The organism is Streptomyces pacificus (assembly GCF_011766325.1).
GTDB lineage: Bacteria > Actinomycetota > Actinomycetes > Streptomycetales > Streptomycetaceae > Streptomyces > Streptomyces pacificus.
In genome coordinates, this window is the sequence record NZ_BLLG01000005.1 from 149,126 (window position 1) to 170,025 (window position 20,900).

Here is a 20,900-nt window from a genome sequence, read left to right on the forward strand (position 1 = left end):
GCGGGACGACGCCGACGCGGCCAGGACCGGCCCAGGCACCTGCACCTGCACCTGCACCTGCACCTGCACCGGGATGCACCCACAGCGCCGCGAACCTGCGCGGAGGCCGCGGCACCACTCGATCGCCACACCGCACGATCGCCGCACCGGCTCAGCCGCGGGCGTCGCGGAAGCGGCGGCGGTCCTGCGGTGACGGCGGAGGGGTGTCCGCGAGCGGGAGGACCGCGTCGTCCCGTCCCGCGACCACCGGCCCCGTCGCCCGGGCGGCCTTCGCGCGGTACTGCGCGGCATCCGCGAGCCGGAACAGCCTGCGGGCGGAGCGCACCGCGCCGATCGGATCGCCCGTCGAAGCGACACCGCAGGCCACCCCCTCCCCCAGCTTCAGCCCGCCCGCCCGCTCGCAGAGCTCCTCGGCGACCTTGACGACGTCGTCGGCCGACGGCCCCGCGGTGAGCAGGCAGAACTCGTCGCCCCCGAGCCGGGCGGCCAGCGCCCCCGGCAGCATCGCGCCGCACAGCGACAGCACCGAGCCGAAGCGCTCCAGCAGCCGGTCCCCCGCCGCATGGCCGTGGGTGTCGTTGACCCGCTTGAGGCCGTTGAGGTCGCACACCACCAGGGACACCACCGAGCCGTCCGCCCGGTGCCGCTCCAGCACCTCGTCGAGGCGGACGTCCACGGCCCGCCGGTTGGCGAGCCCGGTCAGCGGATCGGTGAACGCGAGCCTGCGGACCTCCTCGAGCCGCTCCTGCTGGGCGATTCCGGCTGCCACGACCTGGGCCAGTACGGTCGCGAAGTCGGCGTCGTCCCGGTCGAACACGGGCTCATCCGCGGGCCGGGCCACGTACAGCTCGCCCCAGGCCCGGCCGTGCAGCACGATCGGCGCGACGACGCAGCAGCCGCGTCCGCGCCGCCGTAGCGCGTCGACCCGCTGGTGGCTGTAGCCGTGCTCGCCCTCCGCCGGGCCGTCGGCCGTCTCCACCCAGGCGCGCGGTGCCCCGCCCCCGGCCCACTGCTCGTGCAGGAACTCGGTGATCTCGGGGAAGCGGTGCACCGGATACGTCTCGCCGTCGGGGAACTCCTCTTCGTCCGGTGCGCGAGCCCCGGCGTTCACGAGCACCTTCAGCCGGCCCCGGTCCCGCTCCCAGACGGACAGCGCGCCGAAGCTCCCGCTCAGCGCGTCGCACGCGGCCTCCGCCGCGCCCCGCCACAGCTCCCGCGGTGTACGTGCGGCCGCTATGGCCTGCGCGAGCGACACAACGGCCCGCAGCCGGACATCCTCACCCATCACCCCAGCTTAGGGATTTCCGCGGGCGTTTCACTCGCCGGGCCACTCCGGCTTCCGCTTCTCGTTGAAGGCCGCGACGCCCTCCGCCCGGTCCCCGGAGAACGCCACCGAGCGCCAGGCGGCGTCCTCGACCTCGAGCCCGGCCCGCAGGTCCAGGCCCTGGCCGAGCCGCAGCGCCCGCTTCGCGGCCCGCAGGCCGACCGGGGAGTTCGCGGCCATCCGGGCGGCCAGGGCGAGGGCCGCGGGACGCGCGTCGTCGGCGAGTTCGTCCACCAGGCCCAACTCCCTTGCCTCGGAGGCCGCCACACGCCGGGCCGTGAAGACCAGCTCGGCCGCCCGTGCGGCCCCCACGCGCCGCGGCAGCAGCTGCGTACCCCCGCCGCCCGGGATCACGCCGACGGACACCTCGGGCAACCCGACCACGGCCGTCGCATCGGCCACGATCACATCGCAGGACAGCGCCAGTTCGAACCCGCCACCGAGGGCGAAGCCGTGCACCGCGGCGATCGTCGGCATCGGCAGTTCCAGCACCCCGGTGTACGCGGCGCGGGCGGTCGGCCGCTGCCGGACCAGTTCCGCGTCCGTGAAGGAGTTGCGCTCCTTGAGGTCGGCGCCGACGCAGAAGGCCCGGTCGTTCGACGAGGTCACCACGGTCACCCTGACCGAGCGGTCCGCCGCCAGGGTGGCGCAGGCGGCGGCGAGGGAGCGGGCCATCTCCGTGGAGACCGCGTTCATGGCCTTGGGCCGGTCGAGCACCAGCTCGGCGACGTACCCGGTCTCATGGCGGCGTACCGCGACGAACTCCCCGAAGCGCTGCTCGGCCGGGCTCCCCTGCACCCTCTCGGACCCGGCTTCCCGCACCCTCTCGGAGCCGGCCTCCGACGCCGTGCCGGACCCGGCCTCCGACGCCGTGCCTGACCCGGCCTGCGAACCGGCCTGCGAACCGGCCTCCGGTACGTGCTCGGACCCGACCTGCGACCTGACCTCGGACATGACCGACGACCTCCCGGGCAACGATGGTTCACCGGCGGGAATCCTAAGCCGGGCGGCGCGTCAGCAGCCAGGGCTCCACCACGCCGAGCCCGCGTACCGGCCGCTGCCACATGGGCTGCAGTGCGAAGCGGTACGACAGAGGCTCCTCGCCCTCCTTCTCGGCGGCGGCCGCCGCCTCCGCGGCCTCGGCCTCCGACACGGGCGCGTCTCCGGTGCGCGCCAGCTCCTTCGCGAACGCCCCGTCCACCAGGACGGCGTCCTTCGGTGCTATCGAGGTCAGCCTGCTCGCCAGGTTCACCGTCGTACCGAACACGTCTCCCATCCGGGTCGTGACCGTCCCGAAGGAGATGCCGACCCGCAGCGCGGGCATCGTCTCGTCGTTCGCAAGTGTCTCGATCAGCCGCATCGCGATCTCCGCGGCCGTTCCCGCGTCGTCCGCCGCGAACAGCACCTCGTCGCCCAGGGTCTTGATCAGCCGTCCGCCGTGCGCGGCGACCAGGTCGGCGCAGGTGGTCTCGAACGCCTCCACCAGCTCACCCAGCTCCTCCTCCTCCAGGCGCCTGGTCAGCCGGGTGAAGCCGACCAGATCGGCGAAGCCGACCGCGAGCCGCCGGTCGACCATCTCCTCGTCGTCCGCGGCCTGCACGACCCTGCCGGTGGCGGCCGCGAGCTGGCGGCGCCATACATAGACGAGGAACTCCTCCAGCTCCGGCAGCAGCAGCTCGACCAGGGGATAGGTGACCTCCGTCCGGGTCATGCCCGGTTCGGGCGGCTCGGTGAGGCCTTCCAGGAAGGAGTCGATCTGCCACTCGGCGAGCCGCGCGGTGGTCTGACCGGTGGACCGCGCCACCTGGACCGCCATCGGCTCGCTCAGCAGCCCGGCCTCGACCAGGCCGGCCAGACGGCGCAGCGCCAGCACATCGGCCTCGGTCAGGGCCTTGGTCTGGCCGATGTCGGCGAAACCCATGGCCCGCCAGAAGCGGGACGCGAGGTCCATCGAAACCCCGGCGGTGCGGGCCGCCTGGAAGGGGGTGTAGCGGCGCTCCGCGCCGAGAATCAGCTGTTCCAGCCGGATGGCCAGCGGGTCCTTGGTCGGTTCGGCTGTGTGGTCCACCTCGTGGTGCGGCGTCGGGTAGGTGTCGGACGTCTGCCTCCGGCCCGGTCCGCCGCCAGAGGAGGGCGTGGAAGCAGAGGAAGCAGAGGAAGCAGAGGAAGGGGAGGGGGAGGCGTCAGCCCCCGAGGGGTCGGCGCCGCCCGAGGAATCGGCCCGGGCGGACGAGCCCCCGCCCGAGGAGTCGGCCCGGGCGGGGAAGTCAGCCCGGTCGGGCGAGCCCCCGCCGGAGGGCTCCGTCCCCCGTGCGCTCCCGCCCGGGAAGTCCCCGCCGGGGGCGTCCGCGCCGGAGGCGCTGTCGTCGACGGTCACCGGCCGCCTCCTGCCCGATCCCTGCGCACTGCCCTGCCGATCTGTCGTGCCTGCCGGTCCGCGTGCACCCGCGGGAACCCCGGCGCGGCCTCAACGATACGGCAGGTGTGCCCTGGCTCACGTCCTGGTGGCGCGGCTGCTCCGGGGTGTCCGGTGGATCACGCAGGGCGGCCGCACCCCCGGTCACCGGCCGTTCGGCCGCAGGTGGACGATGTCCCCGGCCCCGATGGGGTGGTCCTTTCCGTCGGGGGTGGTCACCACAAGCCGCCCGTCGCCGTCGATCGCGACCGCCTCGCCGACCAGGCTCCGGTCGCCGGGGAGCTCGGCGCGGACCGTGAGGCCCAGGGTCGAGCAGCCGGCCGCGTAGGTCTCCTGCAGCCGCGAGGCGTGGGCGTCGCCGTTCGCCGCCCGCCAGACGCCGTACCAGTCCTCCAGGGAGCGCAGCAGCGCCCGCAGCAGGGGGTCGCGGTCGGTGGAGACGGCGTTCGCGAGGGCCAGGGAGCCCGCCTGCGGGACGGGGAGCTCGTCCTCGCGCAGGGTCACGTTGACCCCGACGCCGATGACGACGCCGTCGTTGCCCACCCGCTCGGCGAGGATCCCCCCGGCCTTCCGCTCCTCCCCGCCGACCTTCACCATCAGGTCGTTCGGCCACTTCAGCGCGAAGTCGGCGCCGGCCGCCCTGGCCAGACCGGTCGCCGCTGCGACACCGGTCAGCAGCGGCAGCCATCCCCAGCGGGCCACGGGTACGCCGGGCTTCAGCAGGACGGAGAGGAAGAGCCCGGAGCGCGGGGGGGCGGTCCAGCTGCGGTCGAGGCGGCCGCGGCCGGACGTCTGCTCCTCGGCGACGAGCACGGCCCCCTCGCCGAGTCCCGGAGCCCGCTCCACCAGCTCGGAGTTGGTGGAGCCGACTCGGTCGACGACGTCGAGCGAGGTCCACAGCCCGCCGGGGCGGATCAAGGCGCGGCGCAGGGCGGCGGCGTTCAGCGGCGGGCGGTCGAGATCGGACCAGCGCCCGCCGGAGGGACCGCCCGGGTTCGCGTGATCGCCGAGGGGACCCCGAGGGCTGCGGGGACCACGGGGAGTGCCGGGAGTACCGGGAGTACCGGGAGTACCGGGAGTGGCCCGATCGCCGGAAGCACTGCCGGCACTGCCGTGATCGCCGAGGGGACTGTCTGGGGTGTCGTGAGGCCTCATGCCGCACAGCTTTACCCGTCCCGTCCGCACCGGGCGAACCGCGGGGAGACCGTGTCGTGCCGGGTGCGCAAGGACTGCGGGGTGTGGCCAACGCCGCACTGCCGAACGGTATCCGCGCCGATACGCTACGAATCAGTAGCCAGACCGCTCTTTACACCGCCAACACCCCCGTGACCAGGCAGGGAGCCGCATCCCGATGTCCGAGTCGGCAGAGCAGCAAGAGATCGACATCCACACCACCGCTGGCAAGCTCGCGGATTACCGGCGTCGTGTCCAGGAGGCGACGCACGCGGGCTCCGAGCGCGCGGTGGAGAAGCAGCACGCCAAGGGCAAGCTGACCGCCCGCGAGCGGATCGACATGCTCCTCGACGAGGGGTCGTTCGTCGAACTGGACGAACTCGCCCGGCACCGCTCCACCGCTTTCGGCCTGGAGAGGACCCGCCCCTACGGCGACGGCGTGGTCACCGGGTACGGCACGGTGGACGGCCGGCCGGTGGCCGTCTTCTCGCAGGACTTCACGGTCTTCGGCGGGGCACTGGGCGAGGTGTTCGGCCAGAAGATCATCAAGGTGATGGACTTCGCGCTGAAGACCGGCTGCCCGGTCGTCGGGATCAACGACTCCGGTGGCGCGCGTATCCAGGAGGGCGTCAGCGCGCTGGGGATGTACGGCGAGATCTTCCGCCGCAACACCCACGCGTCCGGGGTGATCCCGCAGATCTCCCTCGTGGTGGGGCCCTGCGCGGGCGGCGCGGTGTACTCGCCCGCGATCACCGACTTCACGGTGATGGTCGACCAGACCTCGCACATGTTCATCACAGGCCCCGACGTCATCAAGACGGTCACCGGCGAGGACGTGGGCTTCGAGGAGCTGGGCGGCGCCCGCACCCACAACACCACGTCCGGTGTCGCCCACCACATGGCCGGCGACGAGAAGGACGCGATCGAGTACGTCAAGTCGCTGCTGTCGTACCTGCCGTCGAACAACCTGTCCGAGCCGCCGTCCTACCCCGAGGACGCCTCCCCGGACCTCACCGCCGAGGACCGGGAGCTGGACACGCTGATGCCGGACAGCGCCAACCAGCCGTACGACATGCACACGATCATCGAGCACGCACTGGACGACGGGGAGTTCCTGGAGACCCAGGCGATGTTCGCGCCGAACATCATCACCGGCTTCGGACGGGTGGAGGGCTTCCCGGTCGGCATCGTCGCCAACCAGCCGATGCAGTTCGCGGGCTGCCTCGACATCGACGCGAGCGAGAAGGCCGCGCGCTTCGTCCGGACCTGCGACGCGTTCAACATCCCGGTGATCACCTTTGTCGACGTGCCCGGCTTCCTGCCGGGCGTCGACCAGGAGTACGGCGGCATCATCCGGCGCGGCGCCAAGCTGATCTACGCCTACGCCGAGGCGACCGTCCCGCTCATCACCGTCATCACGCGCAAGGCCTTCGGCGGCGCGTACGACGTCATGGGCTCCAAGCACCTGGGCGCCGATCTGAACCTGGCCTGGCCGACCGCGCAGATCGCGGTGATGGGCGCGCAGGGCGCGGTGAACATCCTGCACCGCCGCACCCTCGCCGCCGCCGAGGACGCCGAGGCCCGGGAGGAGCTGCGGGCCGAGCTGGTCACGGCGTACGAGGACACCCTCCTCAACCCGTACATCGCGGCCGAACGCGGCTATATCGACGCCGTGATCATGCCCTCCGACACCCGCGCCCAGATCGTGAAGGGCCTGCGCCAGTTGCGGACGAAGCGGGAGAACCTGCCCCCGAAGAAGCACGGCAACATCCCCCTGTAGACCCCGAGGGCCCCGAGGAGTACAGATGATCAAGGTCGTGAGGGGAAACCCCACCCCGGAGGAGCTGGCCGCGGCCCTGGCGGTGGTCCAGGCCCGCGCCGCGGCGACGGCCTCCGCCGTGTCCGGCGCGCCGCTGCCGCCCGAGGAGTGGTCGGACCCCGCCCGTATCGCCCGGGCCCGCGCGCTGCGGCCCGGGCCGCGGGCGTGGACGCGCACCTTCTGGCCGGGCTGAGCACTCGGACGGGGGCGCGCGGCGGCCCCCGCCGACCCGTGACCGGCCCATGGGCTCCGGGGCGCCTGAGTATCCGTACTCAGGCGCCCCGGGGCCTCCCGCCACCACGATCGGAACCATGCTGTGGTCCGACCCGGAGAACGAACCTCCGCAGGAGATGCGCGAGATGCAGGCGATGATGCATCGCGCGGGCGTCCTGCTGGCGCTCGCCATGGTCGTCGCGATGATCGCCGTGGGGCTGCGCTGACGGCCGGGTCGGACGCAGACACTGTGACGGGGCCCGGACGAACGCGGACATCGGGACGGGGCCCAGGCAGGCACAGACACCGTGACGGGGCCCAGGCAGGCACAGACACCGTGACGACGGGGCCCGGGCAGGCACAGACACCGTGACGACGGGGCCCGGGCAGGCACAGACACCGTGACGACGGGGCCCGGGCAGGCACAGACACCGTGACGGGGCCCGGGCAGGCACAGACACCGTGACGACGGGGCCCAGGCAGGCACAGACACCGGGGCCCGGGCCACGGACGCGGCGGCGGACCGGGCAAACGACGGGGGCGGTTGGCGGGACGGCCGGGGCAGGCCGGGGTCCGGGCGGACGCAGCCGCACCGGCGGCCGTCCCCGTGCAGGCGGCTGTATGGCCGCCGAGCCGGAGACTCGGTCCGGTCTGTCTGACCGGCGGCTGCCGCAGCGGACTCCGGGGGCGCCGCCCGGCCGCCTACGATGGCCCGCATGACCGATCAGCGCCGCCGCGTCGTCCTCGCCTCCGCTTCGCCCGCCCGCCTGGGGCTGCTGCGCGATGCCGGCCTCGTTCCCGAGGTCGTCGTCAGCGGTGTCGACGAGGAGGCGCTGACCGCCCCCGACCCCGGCACGCTGGCACTCGTCCTCGCCGAGGCCAAGGCGGACGCGGTCGCCGCCCGCCCCGAGTCGGCCGGAGCGCTCGTCATCGGCTGCGACTCCGTACTCGAACTCGACGGCGAGGCCCTCGGCAAGCCGGCCGACGAGGAGGAGGCCACCGCCCGGTGGAAGTCCATGCGCGGCCGTGCGGGCGTGCTGCGGACGGGCCACTGCGTCATCGACACCGCCAGCGGCCGCCGGGTGTCCGCCACGGACTCCACCACCGTGCGCTTCGGCGACCCCACGGACGCGGAGATCGCCGCGTACGTCGCAAGCGGCGAACCGCTGCACGTGGCGGGCGCGTTCACCCTGGACGGCAGATCCGCCCCGTTCGTCGACTCGATCGAGGGCAGCCACGGCAATGTGATCGGACTGTCGTTGCCGCTGCTGCGCAGGCTGCTTGCGGATCTCGGAGTGGGCATCACCGACCTCTGGGCGTGATGCGGGCGCGGTCTCCGCACGCGGTTCGGTCCCCGTGCACGGAAGGTGCAACCGCCGAGCCGGGTGCAACCGCCGAGCCGGGTGCACCCGCCGAGCGGGGACGCTGCAACCGCCCTGCCCGAGCAACCGGCCCGCGGGGGGCCGCCGTGCGATGGGCGCGGCACGGGACGCGCCCCGGTACACCCGTGCCGAGCCCCCCGTCAGGCTCGGGCCGGCCCGTCGCCGACGACGGGCCCCTCGTCCAGGGAGGCCGGAGGGCCCTCACCGACGGGCGGGGTGCCTTCCCCGCGGACCTCGGGCTCCGTCCCGCCGTACTGCAGCAGGGCGAGTACGACCAGCCCCAGCACCGCCATCAGGAACGCGAACGCGTACCAGCCGGCCGGCCCCACGGCCAGCGCGCCCAGCACCCCGTGCACCACCGCGCAGGCGACCAGGAGCACCCGTCCCCAGCGGCCGGGGCCGCGGTCACGCACCGCGGCGACGAGGAAGAGGGTGCCGCAGACGGCGAGGAAGAGCCCGGAGACCCCGCCCATCGCCCAGGTACCGGCGGCCATGGCACCGGGATCGAGGCCGTCCAGGGACATGTTCTGGCTGCTCACGAAGGTGGCCATGATGCCGCTGAGGACCACGGTGCCGACGGCTTCCAGGCAGAGCACGATCGCGGCGACCACGGCCACCGTTCTGCGCAGCACCACGGCACCCCCACCCCCTTGGGCTTCCCAGCCTCGGTTACCTGCAGGTACGAACGACACGGCGAACGCTACTAACGGGTAAACCCGCGGACAAGGGCCCGGGCCCAGGCAAAGAACCGTTCCGCCATTCGTAGGGACTCCACAAAGAAACGCGCAGAGCCGCTGGCCGCCGGGGCAGAGACCTTGACCACACGTGACGGCTACTCTGCACTGGAGAAATCCGACGTACCGTGGTGCGACAAGGGCAGACACGGCACGACCACACCCCGGATGACCCTCCGTGTGGGGAAGCTCACGACCGGGAACGGGTCGAAAGGCCGTGTCGGCAGTCCCTAAACTCAGCGTGTTTCAGCGAGGTCTTCGGCGCGGTGACCCGCCGAGTGCTCCGACCGGCACGCCCGGGCGGGGACCGGCCCGCGGCGTAGCCGCAAACCGGGACGTCTACACCCGGACAACAGCAAGGAGGGAGCCATCGTGCGCAAGGTGCTCATCGCCAACCGAGGCGAGATCGCTGTCCGCGTTGCCCGTGCATGCCGGGACGCCGGGATCGCGAGCGTAGCCGTCTACGCCGATCCGGACCGTGACGCTCTGCACGTCCGCGCGGCCGACGAAGCGTTCGCCCTGGGCGGTGACACCCCGGCCGCCAGCTACCTGGACATGGGCAAGGTCCTCCGGGCCGCAGCGGACTCGGGCGCGGATGCCGTCCACCCGGGATACGGCTTCCTTTCCGAGAACGCCGACTTCGCCCAGGCGGTCATCGACGCCGGGCTGACCTGGATCGGCCCCCCGCCCGCCGCGATCCGCGACCTCGGCGACAAGGTGGCGGCCCGTCATATCGCCCAGCGCGCCGGCGCCCCGCTGGTGGCCGGCACCTCGGACCCGGTGTCCGGCGCGGAGGAGGTCGTCGCCTTCGCCGAGGAGCACGGCCTCCCGATCGCGATCAAGGCCGCCTTCGGCGGCGGCGGGCGCGGCCTCAAGGTCGCCCGCACGCTGGAGGAGGTCCCAGAGCTGTACGACTCGGCGGTCCGCGAGGCCGTCGCCGCGTTCGGGCGCGGCGAGTGCTTCGTCGAGCGCTATCTGGACAAGCCGCGCCATGTCGAGACCCAGTGCCTGGCCGACCAGCACGGCAACGTGGTGGTCGTCTCGACCCGTGACTGCTCGCTGCAGCGCCGGCACCAGAAGCTGGTGGAGGAGGCCCCCGCGCCGTTCCTCGACGACGAGCAGAACGCCCAGCTGTACCGCGCGTCCAAGGCCATCCTCAAGGAGGCCGGCTACGTCGGCGCCGGCACCGTGGAGTTCCTCGTCGGCAACGACGGCACGATCTCCTTCCTCGAGGTCAACACCCGGCTCCAGGTCGAGCACCCGGTCACCGAGGAGGTCACCGGCATCGACCTGGTGCGGGAGATGTTCCGCATCGCCGACGGGGAGAAGCTGGGCTACGACGACCCGCCGCGGCGGGGCCACTCCTTCGAGTTCCGCATCAACGGAGAGGACCCGGGCCGCAACTTCCTTCCCGCGCCCGGCACGGTCACCTCCTTCGTCCCGCCCTCCGGTCCGGGTGTCCGGCTGGACGCCGGGGTGGAGTCCGGCAGCGTGATCGGCCCCGCGTGGGACTCGCTGCTGGCAAAGCTCGTCGTCACCGGCGCCACCCGTGAGCAGGCGCTGCAGCGCGCCGCACGGGCCCTGGCCGAGTTCCAGGTCGAGGGCATGGCCACCGCGATCCCGTTCCACCGCGCCGTCGTCACCGACCCGGCGTTCGCCCCGGCGGACGGCACCCCGTTCACGGTCCACACCCGCTGGATCGAGACCGAGTTCGTCAATGAGATCAAGCCCTTCGCCGCCCCCGCCGACACGGAGGCCGAGGAGGAGCCGGGCCGCGACACCGTCGTCGTCGAGGTCGGCGGCAAGCGCCTCGAGGTCTCGCTGCCGTCCTCGCTCGGCATGACGCTGGCCAGGACCGCCGCGGCCGGCGGTGCCCGCCCCAAGCGCCGCACGGCCAGGAAGTCAGGCCCGGCCGCCTCCGGCGACACCCTCGCCTCGCCGATGCAGGGCACCATCGTCAAGATCGCCGTTGAGGAGGGCCAGCAGGTCGACGAGGGCGACCTCGTCGTCGTCCTCGAGGCGATGAAGATGGAGCAGCCGCTGAACGCGCACCGCTCCGGCACCGTGAAGGGTCTCAGCGCCGAGGTCGGCGCGTCGATCACGTCCGGCGCGGTGATCTGCGAGATCAAGGACTGAACCAGGCCGCCCAGCCGCCCGAGGACGGGGCCCACCGGATTCCACCCGGTGGGCCCCGTCCTTGTCCCATCGGCGTCCCGTCCTCGTCCCGTCCTCGTCCCGTCGGCGTCCCGTCGGCGTCTTGTCGGCGTCTTGTCGGCGTCTTGTCGGCGTCTTGTCGGCATCCTGTCCGCGTCCCATGACCGGAGGGATCAGAGGGATCAGAGGGATCAGAGAGACCGGAGAGACCGGACGGAGCGCGCTTCACCCCCGCGCACCGATGGCATGCTGGGTGCCATGACGACAAGTACGGCGGCCGGCGACGCGGCGGACGCGGTACGCCCGATGCGGGCCGACGCACGCCGCAACCACGAGCGGTTGCTTGCCGAGGCGCGCAGGGCGTTCGCCGAGCACGGCACGGACGCGTCGCTGGAGGACGTCGCCAGGCGGGCCGGCGTGGGCATCGGCACGCTGTACCGCCACTTCCCCAACCGGCACGCGCTGATGAACGCGGTCTTCCAGGACGCGCTTGCGTCACTGCTCACCCGGTCCGCGGAACTCGCCTCGGCGGATCGGCCGTGCCGGGCCCTGGTGGAGTGGCTACGCGCCCTCATCACTCATGCGGGTGAATATCGCGGGGTGGCCAGGGCGCTCATGGCGGCCTCACACGACACCGGTTCCGCGCTCTCCCAGTGCAGCGTGCCCCTCCGGGAGGCGGGCTCCCGGCTGCTCTCCCGCGCCCAGGCGGCCGGTGCGGTCCGGGAGGACGTGTCCATCAGCGACCTTCTCCAGCTCACCAACGCGATCGCCCTGGCAGCCGAACAGGCCCCCTGCGACCCGGAACTCGCGGACCGTCTGCTGGCACTGACGCTGCGCGGTCTGAAGGCGCGGGCCTCGTAGAGCGGGTGGCGGCGACCGCCGTGTGTGCTCCCCCGGTGGAGGAAACCACTCCGCGCCCCGTGAGCCCCCGGAAACCACGGTATCCCCGGCACCGCGCACCCCGCAGAAGTGCAGGTGGGCTCACCGCGCACGGGCCGGGTCACGGGCCCGGTGCGTGCCGCCGGGCACAGCGGGCCGGACGTGCGGGAGGGGCCGGAAGGACCGGAGGAGCCGTGACCCGGCCCCGAACCGCCGGGACCGCCCGACCCGCCGCGCCCGGCGGCGCCCGGCGGCGGCCGGGGCGTGTTGCGTCGGGCAGGGTCCGCCCGCCGGCAGCGGCGCGAAGCGGCGTCCGGTGCGGCGGATCGCGAGGCGCCGGACGCCGGGGCCCCGCCCTGCGGGCGGACGGAGCCGCCTTCGCCACACGGCCTAGCGGCGGCGCAGGTCGGCCACCCGCCGGTCCGGGGGCTCCGCCGCGAGGGCCCCGGCCGAACGGAGGGAGGTCGTCGGGTGGGTGGTACGGCGCTGGCCCGGCAGCGGCACCTCACGGCGCGGAGGTGCTGCTTCGGCGGCCGCGCCCGCCACGGTGACCTCGACACCCTGGTCCGCGAGCGCCTGCAGTTCCGTGGCCGCCCGGTCGTCGTGCGGGGGCGGCTCGTCCGTCACCAGACGGGTGATCACGTCGGTCGGCACCGTCTGGAACATCGTGTCGGCGCCCAGTTTGGTGTGATCGGCCAGCACCACGACCTCCGACGCCGCCTGTACCAGTGCCCGGTCCACGCTCGCCGAGAGCATGTTGGAGGTCGACAGCCCGCGCTCGGCTGTCAGGCCGCTGCCCGACAGGAAGGCACGGGAGACCCGCAGCCCCTGCAGGGACTGCTCCGCTCCGCTGCCGACCAGCGCGTAGTTCGACCCGCGCAACGTGCCGCCGGTCATCACGACCTCGACCCGGTTGGCATGCGCCAGCGCCTGCGCGACCAGCAGGGAGTTGGTCACCACGGTGAGCCCGGGAATCCGGGCGAGCCGGCGGGCCAGCTCCTGTGTGGTCGTGCCGGCGCCGACCACGATGGCCTCGCCTTCTTCGACCAGGCCCGCGGCGAGATCGGCGATGGCCGTCTTCTCCGCGGTCGCGAGATGGGATTTCTGCGGGAAGCCGGATTCTCGCGTGAATCCGCCCGGCAACACCGCACCGCCGTGCCGGCGGTCGAGCAGTCCTTCTGCCTCCAGGGCCCGCACGTCCCGCCGTACGGTCACTTCGGAGGTCTGGACGACGCGGGCGAGCTCACGGAGCGAAACGGCTCCGTTGGCGCGCACCATTTCGAGGATCAATTGACGACGTTCTGCAGCGAACACGAAACTGACAGTAACCCCAGTCGTCGATGCTTTTCAGCACTTTGCTCCGAATACGAGAATTTGCCGTCACCGGGGCACCGGAAGTGGTATGGACGTCACGCCCTAACGTCCCGGCTTGCCGGGGTTGATCCCAGGGTTGATCCCGGGGTTCCGCGCCCTACGCCTCGCCCGCCGCCTTCCGGGTGTGCAGTTGCCGGGCGACTTCCGCGATCGAGCCCGACAGCGACGGGTACACGGTGAAGGCGTTTGCGATCTGTTCCACCGTCAGGTTGTTGTCGACCGCGATCGAGACGGGATGGATCAGTTCCGAGGCTCTCGGGGCCACGATCACTCCGCCGACCACGATGCCGGTGCCCGGCCGGCAGAAGATCTTCACAAAGCCGTCCCTGATGCCCTGCATCTTGGCGCGGGGGTTACGCAGCAGCGGCAGCTTGACGGCCCTGGCGTCGATGACGCCGCCGTCCACGTCCGCCTGGGTGTAGCCGACGGTGGCGATCTCCGGGTCGGTGAACACGTTCGACGACACCGTCTTCAGGTTGAGCGGGGTCACCGCGTCGCCGAGGAAGTGGTAGACGGCGATGCGGCCCTGCATCGCCGCCACCGACGCCAGCGCGAAGACACCGGTGACGTCGCCCGCCGCGTACACGCCGGGCGCGGTCGTCCGCGAGACCTTGTCGGTCCAGATGTGCCCGGACTCGGTGAGCCTGACCCCGGCCTCCTCCAGGCCCATGCCCGCGGAGTTGGGGACGGCGCCGACGGCCATCAGGCAGTGGGTGCCGGTGATCACCCGGCCGTCGGCCAGCGTCACCTCGACCCGGTCGCCGACCCGCTTGGCGGACTGGGCGCGGGAGCGGGCCATGACGTTCATACCGCGGCGCCGGAAGACGTCCTCGAGCACCGCGGCGGCGTCCGGGTCCTCGCCCGGCAGCACGCGGTCGCGTGAGGAGACCAGCGTGACACGGGAACCGAGCGCCTGGTAGGCGCCGGCGAACTCGGCACCCGTCACGCCCGAGCCGACCACGATCAGCTCTTCGGGCAGCTCGTCCAGGTCGTACACCTGGGTCCAGTTGAGGATCCGCTCGCCGTCGGGCCTGGCGTCGGGGATCTCGCGCGGGTGGCCGCCGGTCGCGATCAGCACGGCGTCGGCGGTGAGCGTCTCCTCGCTGCCGTCGGCCGCGGTGACGACCACCTTGCGGGAGCCGTCGAGGGACTGCCCGCCCTCCAGCCGGCCGCGGCCGCGCATGACCCGCGCGCCCGCGCGGGTCACGGCGGCGGTGATGTCGTGGGACTGGGCGAGCGCCAGCCGCTTCACCCGGCGGTTGACCTTGCCGAGGTCGACGCCCACGATCCGGGCGGGCTGGTCCATGTGCGGGGTGTCGTCCGCGACGATGATGCCGAGTTCCTCGTGGGAGGAGTCGAAGTTGGTCATCACCTCGGCGGTGGCGATCAGGGTCTTGGAGGGCACGCAGTCGGTGAGGACGGACGCTCCGCCGAGGCCGTCGCAGTCGACGACGATCACCTCCGCACCGAGCTGGGCGGCCACCAGAGCCGCCTCGTATCCGCCGGGTCCGCCACCGATGATCACGATCCGGGTCACTGGGGTTACGCCTCGCGCTCTCGCTCTGCCGGGTGTCGGTCCCACCCATTCTCCCGCACGCCGGAACCCGCCTCGCCCCGGGGGCTCTCCGGGGCGGAGCACACCGGGGGCTCTCCGGGGCGGGGATCGCACCGGGCGGCCCGGCGGCGGGACCCGGAACGGCCGGAGGGCCCCGCGCACACCGGCCGGGACGTCCCCGCGGCCTGCGCCCCCGCCTGCGCCCCCGCCGGCCATCACGCCCCGCCCCCGGCGCGCCGCCCCGGTCGCCCTCCCGGCGGCCGGCCCGGGCGCGAACCCGCCGCGAACCCGCCGCGGCCCCGGACCCGCCCGCGCCCCGGCCCCTGCGCACCCGCGGACCCAACCCGCCGGCTGCCCGGTCCCCGGGAAGCACGGTGGGGACCACCACGGGGATCAGGGTGGCGATCAGGGCGGGCGGCCACCGCTGCCCCTCCCGTACCCTCGATCCCATGTCGCTCTACGCCGCGTACGCCGGCAACCTCGACGCGCGGCTGATGACCCGCCGCGCACCGCATTCCCCGCTGCGCGGCACCGGCTGGCTCAACGGCTGGCGGCTGACCTTCGGTGGCGAGCAGCTGGGATGGGAGGGAGCGCTGCCCACGATCGTGGAGGCCCCGCGCTCGCAGGTCTTCGTCGCGCTGTACGACATCGCCCCCCTCGACGAGGACTCGATGGACCGCTGGGAGGGCGTCGGACTCGACATCTACCGGCGCATGCGCGTGCGGGTGCACACGCTGGACGGCGAGGAGCCGGCCTGGGTGTACGTGCTGAACGGGTACGAGGGCGGCCTGCCCTCCGCTCGCTACCTCGGCGAGATCGCCGACGCGGCCGAATCGGCGGGCGCCCCCCACGACTATGTGATGGAGCTGCGCAAGCGTCCGTGCTGACCCGCGCCCGAGCGGGCCGCCGGGCCGCCGGGTCGCGGGGCCCGGGTCGCCTGCTCCGGGCGCGGAGCAGGCCTCCCGTGCCGGGCGGACGGCGCGGCGCGGACCACCGCCCGCCCCCTGGGCACTCCCCGCGGACCACCGCCCGCCCCCTGGGCACTCCCGACCACTCCGGGCGGTCCCGCCGTCCCGGCGCGCCCCTGCGCAGCCCTTGTGTGTTCCCACGAGGAAAGGGTTGCGGAGTCGTGAGCATCTTCATCTACGCGCGTAGGGGTTCTCAGGCTAGGCTTTTCCCGTGAACGTTTCCCTTACCCCGGACCCCCATGCCGCCGCCGACGCCGCGGCCGCGCGCCTGCGAGAGCTGACCGGCGCCGAGACCCATGACGTCGCCCTGGTGATGGGCTCGGGCTGGGCGCCCGCGGTCGACGCCCTCGGTGCCCCAGACGCGGAGTTCCCGGTCACGGAGCTGCCCGGCTTCCCTCCCCCGGCGGTCGAGGGCCACGGCGGCAAGGTCCGCTCGTACCGGATCGGCGACAAGCGCACGCTCGTCTTCCTCGGCCGTACGCACTACTACGAGGGCCGCGGCGTCGCCGCCGTGGCGCACGGTGTGCGCACCGCCGTCGCCTCCGGCTGCAAGACCGTCGTCCTGACCAACGGATGCGGCGGTCTGCGCGAGGGCATGCGGCCGGGTCAGCCGGTCCTCATCGGCGACCACATCAACCTCACCGCCGCCTCGCCGATCGCCGGCGCCAACTTCGTGGACCTGACCGACCTGTACTCGCCGAGGCTGCGGGCGCTGTGCAAGGAGGTGGACCCGACGCTGGAGGAGGGCGTCTACGTCCAGTTCCCCGGCCCGCACTACGAGACTCCCGCCGAGATCAACATGGTCCGTGTCATGGGCGGCGACCTCGTGGGCATGTCCACCGTGCTGGAGGCCATCGCGGCCCGCGAGGCCGGTGCCGAGGTGCTCGGGATCTCCCTGGTCACCAACCTCGCGGCCGGACTCTCGGGAGAGCCGCTCAACCACGAAGAGGTCCTGCAGGCCGGACGCGACTCCGCGGCCCGGATGGGCGAGCTGCTGACCCGGGTACTGGCCAGGATCTGACGGGTCGCCCCCGGCGCCGGAGCTGCGCGGGGCACGGGCCCCGCGCCCCCGGCCAGGTGGCGGGCAGGGAGCGGAAGAAGCCACCGCCGCCCTGGACGGGCAGACGCGGGCGCGGGCGCCACGGGACACACCGCCGGCGCCGCCCCCGCCCACCACGACTGGAGAGAGGGACATCACCGTGGCGAAGGACCTGATCGCGCAGGCCCGGGCCTGGCTGGCCGAGGACCCCGACGCCGGGACCCGGGACGAGCTGGCCCGGATCATCGACGCGGGGGACACGGCGGAGCTGGGCGCCCGGTTCGCCGGGACGCTGCAGTTCGGCACGGCCGGACTGCGCGGCGAACTCGGGGCCGGGCCGATGCGGATGAACCGCGTCGTCGTGATCCGCGCGGCGGCCGGTCTGGCCGCGTATCTGAAGGCCCGGGGCCACGCCGGCGGTCTGGTCGTGATCGGCTACGACGCCCGCCGCAAGTCGGCGGACTTCGCCCGTGACACCGCCGCCGTGATGACCGGTGCCGGGCTGCGGGCCGCACTGCTGCCGCGCCCGCTGCCCACGCCCGTGCTCGCGTTCGCGATCCGGCACCTGGGTGCCGTCGCCGGTGTCGAGGTCACCGCGAGCCACAACCCGCCGCGTGACAACGGCTACAAGGTCTACCTCGGCGACGGCGCGCAGATCGTGCCCCCGGCCGACACCGGGATCGCCGCGGAGATCGAGGCGGTCGGCAGCATCCACGACCTGCCGCGTCCCGAGAGCGGCTGGGACACGCTCGGAGACGAGGTGCTGCGGTCCTACCTGGAGCGCACCGACGCGGTCCTCAGCCCGCACTCGCCGCGGACGGCCCGCGTGGTCCACACGGCCCTGCACGGCGTCGGCACGGACGTGGTGCTTGCGGCCTGGGAGCGGGCCGGCTTCCCCGCCCCCGTGCTCGTCGGCGAGCAGGCCGAGCCCGACCCCGACTTCCCCACGGTCGCCTTCCCCAACCCGGAGGAGCCGGGCGCGATGGACCTCGCGTTCGCGAAGGCGCGCGAGACAGGTCCGGACCTGGTCATCGCCAACGACCCCGACGCCGACCGCTGCGCGGTGGCGGTCCCCGACGAGAGCGCGGACGGCGGCTGGCGCATGCTCCGCGGTGACGAGGTCGGCGCACTGCTCGGCGCCCACCTCGTCCGCAAGGGCGTGTCGGCGGACGCGTCGGGCAGCGCCTCCGGGAGTGTGCCGACGGACGCGCCGGCGAGGGGGGCGAGCGGCACGTTCGCCACGTCGATCGTGTCCTCGTCGCTGCTCGGCCGGATCGCCGAGGCGGCGGGGCTCGGCTACGAGGAGACCCTGACCGGCTTCAAGTGGATCTCCCGGGCGGAGGGCCTGCGGTACGGCTACGAGGAGGCCCTCGGCTACTGCGTCGACCCGGACGGCGTACGCGACAAGGACGGCATCACCGCCGCGCTGCTGGTCGCCGAACTGGCCTCGGAACTCAAGGCCGACGGCCGCACCCTCACCGACCTGCTGGACGACCTCGCCGTCGCCCACGGCCTGCACGCCACGGACCAGCTGTCGGTCCGGGTGGAGGACCTGGGCGTCATCGCGGACGCCATGCGACGCCTGCGGGACAAGCCGCCCGCGGCACTGGCGGGCCTGCGTGTGGCATCGGCGGAGGACCTCTCGGAGGGCTCCGGGGCGCTCCCGCCCACGGACGGCCTCAGGTACTGCCTGGAGGGCGAGTACGACGCCCGCGTCGTCGTCCGTCCCAGCGGCACCGAGCCCAAGCTCAAGTGCTATCTGGAGGTCGTGGTGCCGGTCTCCGGGGCGAGCGGGCTGCCCGCCGCCCGGGCCCGTGCCGCCGAGGTCCTGGCCGCCGTCAAGCGGGATCTGGCGGAGGCCGCCGGGATCTGACGGCTCATCGGGCCTGTCCGGCGCCCGCGTGCCGGGGGCGGGGCCGGGCGGGGCGACGGCGAGCCCGGGACCGGGGCAGCAAGACCGGGAGCGGTGGGCGATGCCGGGAGCGGTAGGCGGGACCGGGAGCGCGGTGGCGGGACCGGGGGCTTCCCGGGGGTGATTTCCCTACGGCAACCGACCTACCGGCTGCCCCGCCGCACCCCCGGGGCGAGGGTGGCGGTGGCGCCCGCCGGACACCGGAGCAGCCCCCGTGTCCGGGATCCGGCCCCCGGCCGTACCGGCGGGGCACCGGCGGTCGGAGACTCAGCCGACGGCGAGCAGGACCACCAGGGCGACCGCTCCCACCAGGACCGGCCCGGCGATCTCGTACGCCCAGCGCACCCGCGGTTCGCCTGCGGCGGTCGGCCGGTGCCCGGACTGCTCGGAAAGTCCCCTGAGTTCGGCGATCGTCCGGTCGCCCGACGCCAGGTGCGGTGTGCCGCGGGCGATCCCGCCGCCGCCCGGCCGGGTGGCGGCGGGGTCGCCCGCGGCGATGGCCCTCGACCGCCTGCGGGCGGCCGCCTTGCGCTGCCGCAGGGACACCGGCACGGCCCACAGCTGGTACGTGGCGCCGTCCTCGGTGAAGACCTCGCTCGAGTACCCGGCGCGCACGTCCGCGACCGTCTGCCAGGGCAGGACGATGGTACGGAAGGGGTTCCTGACGCGGAGCCGGTCGTCGTCGGCGAAGACCGCGGGCCGCAGGGTGAAGGCGACGATGAGGGGCACCAGCACCAGCAGCCCCGCGAGCGCGACCCATGGCGTCAGCCCCTCGCCGCGGACGAGCGCGTCACCGCCGATCCAGCCGGTGAGTGCGAGCAGCAGCACACCGGCGGCGATGCCGGAGGGCGAACGGTAGACGCGGTCGGCGTGCGCCGGCTCGGCGGTCGGCTGCTGGGGGCTGTCCATGCCCACGATTCTGCCGCATGGGCCGGGGGTGCCCGGTGATGAGTCCCCGGCGCCCCCTGTACAGGTTGCTACGCGCGTAGATATGCTGGTCTGGTGACCATGCCCACCACTGCACCCGCATTCGCTGACGCGACCTCGTCCGACAGTGCACTGCGCCGCTTCCTGCACGGGCTGCCCGGGGTCGATCCTGTCGGCCTGGAAGCGCGCGCCGCGTCCCTCGGCACCCGCTCGATCAAGGCGACGGCCAAGGCGTACGCCATCGACCTGGCCATTTCGATGATCGACCTGACGACGCTGGAAGGCGCGGACACCCCGGGCAAGGTCCGGGCGCTCGCCGCCAAGGCCGTCCATCCCGATCCGACCGACCGCACCACGCCGGCGACCGCCGCCGTCTGCGTCTACCCCGACATGGCAGCCACCGCCAGGGCCGCGCTGGCCGGGACGGATGTGAAGGTCGCCTCCGTCGCCACCGCCTTCCCCGCCGGCCGCGCCGCACTGGACGTCAAGCTCGCGGACACCCGCGACGCCGTCGAGGCCGGGGCCGACGAGATCGACATGGTGATCGACCGCGGCGCCTTCCTCGCGGGCGGCTACCTGAAGGTCTTCGAGGAGATCCGCGCCGTGAAGGAGGCCTCAGGGCCGGCCCGGCTGAAGGTCATCTTCGAGACCGGTGAGCTCTCCACGTACGACAACATCCGCCGCGCCTCCTGGCTCGGCATGATGGCCGGAGCCGACTTCATCAAGACGTCGACCGGAAAGGTCGCCGTCAACGCGACCCCGGCCAGCACCCTGCTCATGCTGGAGGCCGTCCGCGACTTCCGGGCGCAGACCGGCGTCCAGGTCGGCGTGAAGCCCGCCGGCGGCATCCGCACCAGCAAGGACGCCGTCAAGTTCCTGGTGCTCGTCAACGAGACCGCGGGCCGGGACTGGCTGGACAACCACTGGTTCCGGTTCGGCGCCTCCAGCCTGCTCAACGACCTGCTGATGCAGCGCCAGAAGCTGGCGACCGGCCGCTACTCCGGCCCCGACTACGTGACGGTGGACTGAGA

18 protein-coding genes are annotated in these 20,900 nt (G+C 73.4%); 10 read left to right on the plus strand and 8 right to left on the minus strand.

The genetic code is table 11. The annotated features are described in order from the left end of the window. Window positions 1-151 precede the first annotated feature (151 nt). From SCWH03_RS10440 to SCWH03_RS10455, 4 genes are all read right to left on the minus strand, one after another. Window positions 152-1,285: a GGDEF domain-containing protein gene (locus SCWH03_RS10440; RefSeq protein WP_173263899.1), complete on the minus strand. Its 1,134-nt coding sequence runs from the start codon at window positions 1,283-1,285 to the stop codon at window positions 152-154. 30 nt (window positions 1,286-1,315) lie between these two features. Further along, a complete protein-coding gene (locus SCWH03_RS10445; protein WP_173263900.1) occupies window positions 1,316-2,278 on the minus strand; it encodes an enoyl-CoA hydratase/isomerase family protein in 963 nt (320 codons plus the stop codon). A 43-nt stretch (window positions 2,279-2,321) separates the two neighbouring features. Further along, a complete protein-coding gene (locus SCWH03_RS10450) occupies window positions 2,322-3,701 on the minus strand; it encodes an adenylate/guanylate cyclase domain-containing protein (RefSeq protein WP_173263901.1) in 1,380 nt (459 codons plus the stop codon). Between the two features lie 183 nt (window positions 3,702-3,884). Continuing rightward, on the minus strand, window positions 3,885-4,895 hold the full coding sequence (locus tag SCWH03_RS10455) for a biotin--[acetyl-CoA-carboxylase] ligase (protein ID WP_371872648.1): 1,011 nt from the start codon (window positions 4,893-4,895) through the stop codon (window positions 3,885-3,887). A gap of 196 nt (window positions 4,896-5,091) precedes the next feature. Between SCWH03_RS10455 and SCWH03_RS10460 the strand changes: the two genes are divergently transcribed. From SCWH03_RS10460 to SCWH03_RS10470, 4 genes are all read left to right on the plus strand, one after another. Next, window positions 5,092-6,693 carry an acyl-CoA carboxylase subunit beta gene (locus SCWH03_RS10460; protein ID WP_173263902.1) on the plus strand — a complete coding sequence of 534 codons (1,602 nt, stop codon included), beginning with the start codon at window positions 5,092-5,094 and terminating at the stop codon, window positions 6,691-6,693. A 25-nt stretch (window positions 6,694-6,718) separates the two neighbouring features. Further along, window positions 6,719-6,925, plus strand: coding sequence for an acyl-CoA carboxylase epsilon subunit (locus SCWH03_RS10465; RefSeq protein WP_173263903.1), 207 nt, complete (start codon window positions 6,719-6,721; stop codon window positions 6,923-6,925). A 118-nt stretch (window positions 6,926-7,043) separates the two neighbouring features. Beyond that, on the plus strand, window positions 7,044-7,172 hold the full coding sequence (gene mmpB, locus SCWH03_RS29600; RefSeq protein WP_272491051.1) for a morphogenic membrane protein MmpB: 129 nt from the start codon (window positions 7,044-7,046) through the stop codon (window positions 7,170-7,172). 489 nt (window positions 7,173-7,661) lie between these two features. Continuing rightward, window positions 7,662-8,267: a nucleoside triphosphate pyrophosphatase gene (locus SCWH03_RS10470; RefSeq protein ID WP_173263904.1), complete on the plus strand. Its 606-nt coding sequence runs from the start codon at window positions 7,662-7,664 to the stop codon at window positions 8,265-8,267. 200 nt (window positions 8,268-8,467) lie between these two features. On the opposite strand, the gene SCWH03_RS10475 is transcribed toward SCWH03_RS10470, so the two are convergent. Further along, on the minus strand, window positions 8,468-8,956 hold the full coding sequence (locus tag SCWH03_RS10475; protein ID WP_173264167.1) for a hypothetical protein: 489 nt from the start codon (window positions 8,954-8,956) through the stop codon (window positions 8,468-8,470). 477 nt (window positions 8,957-9,433) lie between these two features. On the opposite strand from SCWH03_RS10475, the gene SCWH03_RS10480 reads away from it, so the two are divergent. Next, window positions 9,434-11,197, plus strand: coding sequence for an acetyl/propionyl/methylcrotonyl-CoA carboxylase subunit alpha (locus tag SCWH03_RS10480; protein WP_173263905.1), 1,764 nt, complete (start codon window positions 9,434-9,436; stop codon window positions 11,195-11,197). 276 nt (window positions 11,198-11,473) lie between these two features. After that, a complete protein-coding gene (locus SCWH03_RS10485; RefSeq protein WP_254076672.1) occupies window positions 11,474-12,076 on the plus strand; it encodes a TetR/AcrR family transcriptional regulator in 603 nt (200 codons plus the stop codon). Window positions 12,077-12,484: 408 nt separating this feature from the next. On the opposite strand, the gene SCWH03_RS10490 is transcribed toward SCWH03_RS10485, so the two are convergent. Beyond that, the gene (locus SCWH03_RS10490; RefSeq protein ID WP_173263907.1) at window positions 12,485-13,408 is read right to left on the minus strand and encodes a DeoR/GlpR family DNA-binding transcription regulator; all 924 of its coding nucleotides are present in this window, start codon (window positions 13,406-13,408) and stop codon (window positions 12,485-12,487) included. Window positions 13,409-13,565: 157 nt separating this feature from the next. Further along, complete coding sequence (locus tag SCWH03_RS10495; protein ID WP_173263908.1) at window positions 13,566-15,005, minus strand: NAD(P)H-quinone dehydrogenase; 1,440 nt, start codon at window positions 15,003-15,005, stop codon at window positions 13,566-13,568. A gap of 467 nt (window positions 15,006-15,472) precedes the next feature. Here SCWH03_RS10495 and SCWH03_RS10500 point away from each other — a divergent pair, with 467 nt between their 5' ends. The 3 genes from SCWH03_RS10500 to SCWH03_RS10510 all read left to right on the plus strand — a co-directional run bounded on the left by SCWH03_RS10500 (window position 15,473) and on the right by SCWH03_RS10510 (window position 18,903). Further along, complete coding sequence (locus SCWH03_RS10500; protein WP_173263909.1) at window positions 15,473-15,910, plus strand: gamma-glutamylcyclotransferase family protein; 438 nt, start codon at window positions 15,473-15,475, stop codon at window positions 15,908-15,910. 292 nt (window positions 15,911-16,202) lie between these two features. Further along, entirely contained in the window at window positions 16,203-17,012 is an 810-nt protein-coding gene (locus tag SCWH03_RS10505; protein ID WP_173263910.1) for a purine-nucleoside phosphorylase, read from the plus strand. 178 nt (window positions 17,013-17,190) lie between these two features. After that, window positions 17,191-18,903: a phospho-sugar mutase gene (locus SCWH03_RS10510; RefSeq protein ID WP_173263911.1), complete on the plus strand. Its 1,713-nt coding sequence runs from the start codon at window positions 17,191-17,193 to the stop codon at window positions 18,901-18,903. 306 nt (window positions 18,904-19,209) lie between these two features. On the opposite strand, the gene SCWH03_RS10515 is transcribed toward SCWH03_RS10510, so the two are convergent. Then, window positions 19,210-19,851, minus strand: a complete 642-nt coding sequence (locus tag SCWH03_RS10515; protein ID WP_173263912.1) for a PH domain-containing protein — start codon at window positions 19,849-19,851, stop codon at window positions 19,210-19,212. Between the two features lie 99 nt (window positions 19,852-19,950). Between SCWH03_RS10515 and deoC the strand changes: the two genes are divergently transcribed. After that, complete coding sequence (gene deoC / locus SCWH03_RS10520; protein ID WP_173264168.1) at window positions 19,951-20,898, plus strand: deoxyribose-phosphate aldolase; 948 nt, start codon at window positions 19,951-19,953, stop codon at window positions 20,896-20,898. Window positions 20,899-20,900: the final 2 nt, after the last annotated feature.